This window comes from Pseudomonas sp. BAV 4579 (genome assembly GCF_009765395.1).
In the GTDB taxonomy this organism is placed as follows: Bacteria; Pseudomonadota; Gammaproteobacteria; order Pseudomonadales; family Pseudomonadaceae; genus Chryseomonas; species Chryseomonas aestiva.
Genome location: NZ_WHOV01000090.1, coordinates 1 through 9,365, shown reverse-complemented (window position 1 = coordinate 9,365; position 9,365 = coordinate 1). Strand labels below are relative to the sequence as shown.

Sequence of the window (9,365 nt, the reverse complement as noted above, 5' to 3'; positions counted from 1 at the left end):
CACCCTCCTGCTTACGCAGGATTTAGTGTGTTGCGTTCACCGGTTGAATCCACACGCGCCGCTTCAACCTGACGCCGCGCTGTGTCGTGTGGGACTTGGCCGAAGTGGAAGCGTGGGTCGAGGCACGTAAACAAGCCCCTCGCCGCAGCACCTCAATACCGGATGTCCACCTACGAAAAACCCGCCCTGTTGGGGCGGGTTCGAGAGAAGGATGAGGCCGACAACGCGCCTCATCCAACCAAGGCTTGCAGTTCCTTGGACGCCGAGCGTGGCAGGCGTTGGCCTTCCTTTGCCACGTTGACCTGCAGGGCCACCCGCGCAACTTCCAGCACGTCCTTGGCCAGCGAATAGCTGCCCTTGGCCTGCAACCAGGCCAGCACGTCGGCTAGGTGCCAGATCGACGCACTTCCCTCATGCACCGGCGCGGGAAAGCTACCCGGATGCGCCAACATGAGCTTGCGCATGTTCTGCCGCGACACCCCTACGATATCGGCCACGTCGGTCAGCCCAACCAAATCCGGCGCAACTTCGATCAGCTTGGCCGACGGCACGGCACTGCGCACATTCGCCAGCGCACTACGCACGGCAGACTCCGCATCGGCCGCCTCGCGTGTGAACTCCAGCGCCAGCCGTCCGGGCTGGCCTATGCCGACCAAGGCATCGTCGCAGCCGGCTTCGCCCAGGCACTCGACCAGCACGTCCGGGTCGCGGTAGTCGTCGGCAAGCTGGTACTTCAAGGTAAAGGTGTATTCCATCGCGCTACTCCTTGGCATCGTCACCAGCCTCGCGCTGCTTGCGATGCGTGGTGCAGTTGTCCACGACACGCCGCAAGGCGCGGGCGTGGTTGCCGGGGTTCTTCGGCGTACTCCATACCGACGTGATGCAGAACTCGCCGCAGCGGCACTCCTCGTCGTTGTACGGACAGTAAATACGCCCCCAAGCGTGGCTGCCGCCGACTTCGACGCGCCAACCCTGCCCTTCGGCGTGCCTGAGAGCTTCCTCGACCTCTTTCTTCGGATGAGAGGAACGGGCCATCAGTGATACTTCAGTATGGGGATGATTGCCTAGGTTGTCAAGTGACAACCTAGGCGCCACTTCAGGCCATCGCGCTCAACGCCGGCACGACCACGTTCTCCGGCATCAGCTTCGGCACGTAGGTCTGCCCGTCGATCCAAGCATCGACCATGTTGGCCCACTCTTGGAGCATGTGGCGCCGCTGCTCGGCGTACTCGGCCTTGTTGTAGATCGAGCGCGAGGAACGGCCGTCTTCGTGTGCCAGACACTTCTCGATCCAGTCGCGGTTGAAGCCGATTTCGTTGAGCAGCGTAGAGCCGGTACGGCGCAAGTCGTGGACGGTGAACGGCTCCAACGGCAGGCCAGCAGCCTTGGCCCGCTCCGCCACGATCTGCGTGACCCGGTTCAAGGTCGCGTTCGACATGCAGCGGTCGGCGTCGTAGCGCGACGGCAGCACAAACTTGGAACCGGCCGCGCAGGTATGCAACGCCACGAAGATGTCGAGCGCCTGGCGCGAGAGATAGACCACATGCGGGTTGCGCCCCTTCATCCGATGCTTCGGAATCGTCCAGGTCGCACTCTCGAAATCGACTTCATCCCAAGTCGCTTGGATCAGTTCGCTCTTGCGCACCAGCGTCAGCAGGATCATGCGCAGCGCCAGCCGGATGGTCGGATAGGTCGCCACCGATTCCATCTGCCGCGCCATCAAGCGGATCTCCAGCGGCGACAAGGCGCGATCCTTCGGCACGAAAGTCGCAATCGACGCCGCACCCACGTCGGCGGCTGGGTTGTCCACCTTCTCGCCGTGCAGGATGGCGAAGGCATAGACCTGCTTTACGATATCGCGGATGTGCACCGCCGTGGCGGGCGCACCGCGCGCCTTCACTTTGTTGCACAAGGCACGCAGGTCATCGGCAGTAATTTCGTTGAGTTGCCGGTTCTCGAAGACAGGCAAGATGTCCCGATCAACGATGCTCTTGCGCATCGCCTTGGTGCTGTCGGCCATCCGGGCACCCGCCATCCACTTCCCGGTCATCTCGCCAAAGGTCTTGGCGGCGGTCAGCCGACGCTTCTCGCGCTGCTTCTCCAGGGCGGGGGACTTGCCTTGGGCGACGGCCTTCTTGGCGTCGATCAGCTTTTCGCGGGCCAGAGCCAGCGAAACGCCGGCCGGCCCGTAGCGACCGATGGTCAGCGTCTCGCGGCGACCGTTGAGACGGTAATCGTAGCGGAAGGTGACGGTACCGACGGGCGATACCGTCACGTACATTCCATCCCGGTCGAAAGCCTTATAAGTCTTGGACTTAGGCTTAAAGTTGCGCAGTGCGGTGTCGGTAAGCATCGAGGTTTTTCCTCCTATTCGTGACGGCTTTTACCGTCAGGGGTCAGGAGACCTGCTGATGCTCGGAAAGCCGCATAAAACCAGCTTTCCCGAGAAGACTTTTACCGTCAAAGACGGCTTTGGTCTGAATAGTGAATGAGAGGGTCTTAATCCGGCCTCCGGTTCTTACCGCCAGTTCTACCGCCAACCTGTCCTGCTGGCCGGCGATAGTCACCGATAGCTGTTGTGACGTATTTCTTTTTAAATCAACACGTTACATCAGTTCTTCGATAGCTGGCGATAGTCCCCGAAGGACGTCAATTCACTCCCACTCGATCGTCGCCGGCGGCTTGCTCGAGACGTCGTAGGTGACGCGAGAGATGCCGTCGATTTCGTTGATGATGCGGTTGGAGACCTTTTCCAGCAGCTCGTAGGGCAGATGGGCCCAGCGGGCGGTCATGAAGTCGATGGTTTCCACCGCGCGCAGGGCGACGACCCAGGCGTAGCGGCGGCCGTCGCCGACCACGCCGACGGATTTCACCGGCTGGAAGACGACGAAGGCCTGGCTGACCTTGTGGTACCAGTCGGCCTTGCGCAGTTCGCTGATGAAGATGTCGTCGGCGCGGCGCAGCAGGTCGGCGTATTCCTTCTTCACTTCGCCGAGGATGCGCACGCCCAGGCCCGGGCCAGGGAAAGGATGGCGATAGACCATGTCGTAGGGCAGCCCCAGTTCCAGGCCGATCTTGCGCACCTCGTCCTTGAACAGTTCGCGCAGCGGCTCGACCAGCTTGAGGTTCATCTCCTCGGGCAGGCCACCGACGTTGTGGTGGGACTTGATGACGTGGGCCTTGCCGGTCTTGGCGCCGGCCGACTCGATGACGTCGGGGTAGATGGTGCCCTGGGCCAGGAACTTGATGTTGTCGAGCTTGCTGGCTTCAGCGTCGAAGACGTCGATGAAGGTGCGGCCGATGATCTTGCGCTTCTTCTCCGGGTCGGCTTCGCCTTCCAGGTTGGTCAGGAAGCGCTGCTCGGAGTTGGAGCGGATCACCTTGACGCCCATGTTCTCGGCGAACATGGCCATCACCTGGTCACCCTCGTGCAGGCGCAGCAGGCCGTTGTCGACGAAGACGCAGGTCAGCTGGTCGCCGATGGCCTTGTGCAGCAGGGCTGCGACCACCGAGGAGTCGACCCCGCCGGAGAGGCCCAGCAGCACGTTGGCGCTGCCGACCTGAGCGCGCACCTGGGCGATGGCGTCCTCGACGATGTTGGCCGGGGTCCAGAGGGCTTCGCAGCCGCAGATGTCCTTCAGGAAGCGCGAGAGGATGCGCCCGCCCTGCTTGGTGTGGGTCACCTCGGGGTGGAACTGCACGCCGTACCAGCCGCGCTCGTCGTCGCCCATGGCGGCGATGGCGCAGCTCGGGGTGCTGGCGACGATGTGGAAGCCTTCCGGCAGCTTGCCGACCTTGTCGCCATGGCTCATCCAGACGTCCAGGCCGAGCACGCCGTCGTCGTCGAGGTGGTCCTGGATGCCTTCGAGCAGGCGGCTCTTGCCGACCACGTCGACCTTGGCATAGCCGAATTCACGGATGTTGGAGCCTTCGACCTTGCCGCCGAGTTGCTCGGCCATGGTCTGCATGCCGTAGCAGATGCCGAACAGCGGTACGCCCAGGTCGAACACCGCCTTGGGTGCGCGCGGGCTGCCGGCCTCATGGACCGACTCGGGCCCGCCGGCGAGGATGATGCCGCGCGGAGCGAAGGCGCGGATGTCGGCGTCGTCCATGTCGAAGGGATGCAGCTCGCAATAGACGCCCAGCTCGCGCACGCGGCGGGCTATGAGCTGGGTGTACTGGGAGCCGAAGTCGAGGATGAGGATGCGGTGGGCGTGGATGTCTTGGGACATGGCCAGGTCTCGATAGCGCTAGGTTCAGACGATTCGGGGCTGTAAGACAGCCCCGAATCGCTACGTAAGAACTAAGAGCCTGTTAAAAGTCCACACGCGGCGCTTTTAACAGGCTCTTGAATCAGGAATCAGCTAACGCGGTAGTTAGGCGCTTCCTTGGTGATCTGCACGTCGTGGACGTGGGATTCGGCCATGCCGGCGCCGGTGATGCGCACGAACTGCGGCTTGGTACGCATCTGCTCGACGGTGGCGCAACCGGTGTAGCCCATGGAGGCACGCAGGCCGCCCATCAGCTGGTGGATGATCGCCGCCAGCGGACCCTTGTAGGGGACGCGGCCTTCGATGCCTTCCGGGACCAGCTTCTCGGCGCCGGAGGCGGAGTCCTGGAAGTAGCGGTCGCTGGAGCCCTGGGTCTGGGACATGGCGCCCAGGGAGCCCATGCCGCGGTAGGACTTGTAGGAGCGGCCCTGGAACAGCTCGACCTCGCCCGGGGCCTCTTCGGTACCGGCGAACATGGAGCCCATCATCACGCAGTAGCCACCGGCGACGATGGCCTTGGACAGGTCACCGGAGAAGCGGATACCACCGTCGGCGATCAGTGGGACGCCGGTGCCTTCGAGGGCGGCGGCGACGTTGGCGATGGCGGAGATCTGCGGCACGCCGACACCGGCGACGATGCGGGTGGTGCAGATGGAGCCCGGGCCGATGCCGACCTTGACCGCGTCGGCGCCGGCATCAGCCAGGGCCTTGGCGGCTTCGGCGGTGGCGATGTTGCCGCCGATCACCTGCACCTGCGGGTAGGTCTCCTTGACCCAGCGCACGCGCTCGATCACGCCCTTGGAGTGGCCGTGGGCGGTGTCGACGACGATGACGTCGACGCCGGCGGCGACCAGGGCGGCCACGCGCTCGGGGGTCTCGGAACCGGTACCGACGGCGGCACCGACGCGCAGGCTACCGGCGGCGTCCTTGCTGGCGTTGGGGTAGGCCTTGGCCTTCTCGATGTCCTTGACGGTCATCATGCCCTTGAGGGCGAAGGCTTCGTCGACGATCAGCACCTTCTCGATGCGGTGCTTGTGCAGCAGCTCGCGGACTTCCTGCTTGTCGGCGCCTTCGCGCACGGTGACCAGGCGATCCTTGGGGGTCATGACTTCGCGCACTGGCACGTCGAGACGGGTCTCGAAGCGCACGTCGCGGGAGGTGACGATACCCACCAGGTCACGGCCGGAGATCACCGGGACACCGGAGATGTTGTGCAGACGGGTCAGGTCGAACAGATCGCGCACGCTGGCGTCGGCGTCGATGGTGATGGGGTCCTTCACCACGCCGGCCTCGAAGCGCTTGACCTTGCGGACTTCCGCGGCCTGCTGCTCGACGGTCATGTTCTTGTGGATGATGCCGATGCCGCCTTCTTGGGCCATGGCGATGGCCAGACGGGACTCGGTCACGGTGTCCATGGCGGCGGACACCAGGGGAATGTTCAGCTCGATGCCACGGGTCAGGCGGGTCTTGAGACTGACGTCTTTCGGCAGGACATCCGAATAGCCGGGGATGAGGAGAACATCGTCGAACGTCAGGGCTTCTTGGCTGATGCGCAGCATGGCGGGCGCTCCCGGGCGGGAAAATTTAGGAGCGCGACATTATACCTGCGCTTGGGGATGGGCGGCAACGCACTCGGACACCAACGGTAAGAGGATTCGATTTACGTGAGAATGACTATCAACATAGAATCGCCGCCACTTTACCCGCCCCTGCCGAGAACGCCCTTGAACACCCCGCCCAGAGCCCTTCGCCATTTCGCGCCCTTCGCCTTCAGCACCCTGGCCCTGGCAACCAGTTCGGGCCTGCTGGCCGCGGAAAACGCGAGCCTTGCCCCCATGGACATTTCCGCCACGGCCAGCGAGGCAGACGACAGCTATCGGGCGGCTACCGCTTCCACGGCGAGCAAGAGCGATGTGCCGATCAGGGAAGAGGCGCAATCGGTGCAGACCGTGACCCCGCAGCTGATCCAGGACTACGAGGTGCGGACCCTGGACGACGCCTCGAAATTCGTCAGCGGCGTGACCCAGGGCAACACCCTGGCCGGGACCAAGGATGCCTTCGTCAAGCGCGGCTTCGGCAGCAACGCCGATGGCTCCATCTTTCGCGATGGGGTGCGCTCGAATCTGTCGCACAACTTCGACGCCACCGCCGAGCGCGTGGAGGTCCTGAAGGGCCCCGCCTCGCTGCTCTATGGCGCCCTGGAGCCTGGCGGCCTGATCAACGTGGTCAGCAAGCAGCCGCAGTACCAGCAACGCACTACCCTGAGCGGCTCGGCCTACAGCGAAGGCGGCGGCAATCTCGGCATCGACACCACCGGCCCCCTGGGTGACAGCGGCTTCGCCTATCGGCTGATCGCCGAGCGCCAGAGCGAGGACTATTGGCGCAACTACGGGGTGGATCAGCACAGTCTGGTGGCGCCGTCGCTGTCCTGGACCGGCGAGCGCGCCAGCCTGACCCTGGCCTATTCCTATAACGATTACACCGGCCCGGTGGATCGCGGGACGGTGTTCGTCAATGGGCATCCCAGCAGCGCCAGCTACGACAAGCGCCTCGACGAGAAATGGTCCGAGAGCAAAGGCATCACCGAGACGGCTAGCGCTCGCTACGAGTACCAGCTCAGTGATGACTGGAAGACGCGGCTGATCTACGCCTGGAACAACGACCGCTACAGCCTGGACTTCGCCCAGCCGGTCTCCTTGGCCGCGAATGGCAATCTGCTGCGCACGGCCAATGGCGCCCATTACGATTACGAGACGACGTACGCCAGCTGGGACTTCATCGGCCGGCAGGACCTGCTGGGCCAACGCCATGATCTGCTGGTGGGCCTCGATCACGAGGATAACGACCAGTACCGCGGCAACACCTACCGCAACAACAATGCCTCGCGCCGCAACATCAATATCAACGCGCCGGTGTACGGCAGCCTGGCAGCACCCAGCCTCCTGAGCACGACCCAGAGCGACCAGGACAGCAGCCTGGAATCCACTTCGCTGTACTTCAAGGACAACTGGCACCTGAACGATCGCTGGATCCTGGTGCTGGGCGGCCGCTACCAGACTTTCAAGCAGTACAGCGATCAAGGCCTGGGCCGGGATTACGTCGTCAATCTGGACAAGCGCGATCACGCGGCCCTGCCGCTGGCCGGTGTGGTGTTCCAGGCCACCGATACCCTGTCGCTATACGGTAACTACAGTCGATCCTTCGTGCCGAATACCACCGTCGACGACCGCGGCAACACCTTCGATCCCGAAGAAGGCCGCAGCTTCGAGGTGGGTGCCAAGTACGACCTGACGCCTGGTCTGAATCTGAACGTGGCGCTGTACGACATCCAGAAGAAGAATGTGGTGACCACCAGCAACGTGGCGGGTGTGAGCGTGAGCGAAGCCGCCGGTAAGGTCGGCTCGCGGGGCCTCGAAGTGGACCTCACCGGCCATCTGGCCGAACGCTGGGACATGATTGCCACCTACGCCTACGATCACACCGAGGTGCTCGACGATCCCAGCAACGAGGGCAAGCGCCTGCCCCAGGCACCCAAGCACAGCGGCAGCCTCTATCTGACCCACCACCTGCTGGTCCCCTCCAACCTCGGTGGCTGGCACCTCGGCGGCGGCGCGCGCTACGTCGGCGAGCGGGCCGGCGATGCGGCGAACAGCTTCTACATGAGCAGCTACACCGTGGCCGACGCCTTCCTGCGCTGGGACCTGCCGGTGACCGGCTACCAGACCCGCCTGCAGCTCAACGTCGACAACCTGTTCGACAAGCAGTACTACCCGTCGAGCGCCAACAGTCCGCTGCAGGTGGCGGTGGGCGAGCCGCGGACGGCGCGGCTGAGTGCCACGGTGAGCTTCTAAGCCAGCGGCCTGCCCTCACCCCAGCCCTCTCCCAAGTGGAGAGGGGGCGGATCGAAACGTGCAACACAGTGGAAAACGCTTCGCGGTTTTCCACGCTACGCCCAAGTTTGCATCACCTGTAGGAGCGGCCCATGGCCGCGATCCGCTAGCAGCCTGCCCTCACACCAGAGGGAGAGGGACCGGCCCGGCGTCCTTAGCGGATGCCAGGCCCGTAACGATGCTCTATCCTAGCCGCCCCGCTCGGGGCTTCGGCCCGCCTGGCGGGCCTCTTTCGGTCTTCAGCCAGTCGCCTTCATGCTCGATCGTCGCGCCTTTCTCCAGTTCGCCACTGGTACCGTCCTGCTCGCCGGCCTGTCCGGTCGGGTGTTCGCGCGTGCAGCGGTCGTCGATGGCGAGTTCCCGCGGCAGGTAGAGCATGTGGTGGGTAGCACCCTCATCCCCCGCCAGCCCCAACGGGTGGCCGTGATCTCCACCGGCCAGCTGGACGCCGCCCTGAGCCTGGGCGTGATCCCGGCGGGCACCACCCGGGTGGACAATCGCGAACTGGCCCCCGGCTATCTGCGCAGCGCCCTCGCCAGCCGCGCCGGCGAGCTGGACGCCATGGTCGATCTGGGCAGTCGCCAGGCGCCGGATCTGGAAGCCCTGGCGCGCCTGGCGCCGGATCTGATCGTGCTCAACCGCACCGTACTCAAGGCCGGCGGCCTGGAGCTGTTTTCGCGCATCGCCCCCACGGTGGTGGCGCGCGGCACCGGTGGCAACTGGCGGCCGGACTTCCTCGTGCTGGCCGATGCCCTGGGGCGGCGCCAACAGGCCGAGCGCCTGCTGGCGGAGCTGGATCGGGATCTCGCCGGCCTGGCGCAGCGCTTCGGCGCCCAGCCGCCCTCCGCCTCCCTGCTGTTTTCCAGTGGCGCCCGGCTGCGCCTGATGGGCGTGGATTCCTTTGCCGGCGGCCTGCTGCAGGCCATGGGCGTGACCCGCCCGGCGGCGCAGCGCTTCAAGGGCACCTCGCAGGATGTCAGCGCCGAGTTGCTCGATCTGGCCGACGCCGACTGGCTGTTCTATGCCGAGCAGGGCACCGCCCTGGCCAGCCTGGCGCGGCAACCGCTGTGGCCGCGGCTGACTGCGGTGCGTCAGTCCCGGGCCGTTCGCGTGGATACCGACGCCTTCTATCTCAACGCCGGCCCCCTCGCCGCCCGCCAGGTGATCGGCACGGTCGCCGGCGCCCTGGGGATGGCATGACCCC

Annotated in this window: 7 protein-coding genes; 2 read left to right on the top strand and 5 right to left on the bottom strand. The window is 64.8% G+C overall.

Annotated features, from left to right (window positions below):
* Positions 1 to 230: 230 nt before the first annotated feature.
* From GSQ95_RS17725 to guaB, 5 genes are all read right to left on the bottom strand, one after another.
* The gene (locus GSQ95_RS17725) at positions 231 to 755 is read right to left on the bottom strand and encodes an AlpA family transcriptional regulator (RefSeq protein ID WP_158896706.1); all 525 of its coding nucleotides are present in this window, start codon (positions 753 to 755) and stop codon (positions 231 to 233) included.
* A gap of 4 nt (positions 756 to 759) precedes the next feature.
* Positions 760 to 1,035, bottom strand: coding sequence for a hypothetical protein (locus GSQ95_RS17720; RefSeq protein WP_158896707.1), 276 nt, complete (start codon positions 1,033 to 1,035; stop codon positions 760 to 762).
* 61 nt (positions 1,036 to 1,096) lie between these two features.
* The gene (locus GSQ95_RS17715; RefSeq protein WP_158896708.1) at positions 1,097 to 2,353 is read right to left on the bottom strand and encodes a site-specific integrase; all 1,257 of its coding nucleotides are present in this window, start codon (positions 2,351 to 2,353) and stop codon (positions 1,097 to 1,099) included.
* 301 nt (positions 2,354 to 2,654) lie between these two features.
* Complete coding sequence (gene guaA, locus GSQ95_RS17710; protein WP_133862639.1) at positions 2,655 to 4,232, bottom strand: glutamine-hydrolyzing GMP synthase; 1,578 nt, start codon at positions 4,230 to 4,232, stop codon at positions 2,655 to 2,657.
* 128 nt (positions 4,233 to 4,360) lie between these two features.
* Positions 4,361 to 5,830, bottom strand: a complete 1,470-nt coding sequence (gene guaB, locus GSQ95_RS17705) for an IMP dehydrogenase (RefSeq protein ID WP_158896709.1) — start codon at positions 5,828 to 5,830, stop codon at positions 4,361 to 4,363.
* Positions 5,831 to 5,995: 165 nt separating this feature from the next.
* Between guaB and GSQ95_RS17700 the strand changes: the two genes are divergently transcribed.
* Entirely contained in the window at positions 5,996 to 8,122 is a 2,127-nt protein-coding gene (locus GSQ95_RS17700; RefSeq protein WP_158896710.1) for a TonB-dependent siderophore receptor, read from the top strand.
* Positions 8,123 to 8,416: 294 nt separating this feature from the next.
* Positions 8,417 to 9,361, top strand: a complete 945-nt coding sequence (locus GSQ95_RS17695) for an iron-siderophore ABC transporter substrate-binding protein (RefSeq protein ID WP_158896711.1) — start codon at positions 8,417 to 8,419, stop codon at positions 9,359 to 9,361.
* Positions 9,362 to 9,365: the final 4 nt, after the last annotated feature.

What these genes read in the sequence shown, in the direction of transcription:
- GSQ95_RS17715 (WP_158896708.1), bottom strand. Translation starts at nt 2,353, where the DNA reads ATGCTTACCGACACCGCACTGCGCAACTTTAAGCCTAAGTCCAAGACT.
- GSQ95_RS17695 (WP_158896711.1), top strand. Translation starts at nt 8,417, where the DNA reads ATGCTCGATCGTCGCGCCTTTCTCCAGTTCGCCACTGGTACCGTCCTG.
- guaB (WP_158896709.1), bottom strand. Translation starts at nt 5,830, where the DNA reads ATGCTGCGCATCAGCCAAGAAGCCCTGACGTTCGACGATGTTCTCCTC.
- GSQ95_RS17725 (WP_158896706.1), bottom strand. Translation starts at nt 755, where the DNA reads ATGGAATACACCTTTACCTTGAAGTACCAGCTTGCCGACGACTACCGC.
- guaA (WP_133862639.1), bottom strand. Translation starts at nt 4,232, where the DNA reads ATGTCCCAAGACATCCACGCCCACCGCATCCTCATCCTCGACTTCGGC.
- GSQ95_RS17720 (WP_158896707.1), bottom strand. Translation starts at nt 1,035, where the DNA reads ATGGCCCGTTCCTCTCATCCGAAGAAAGAGGTCGAGGAAGCTCTCAGG.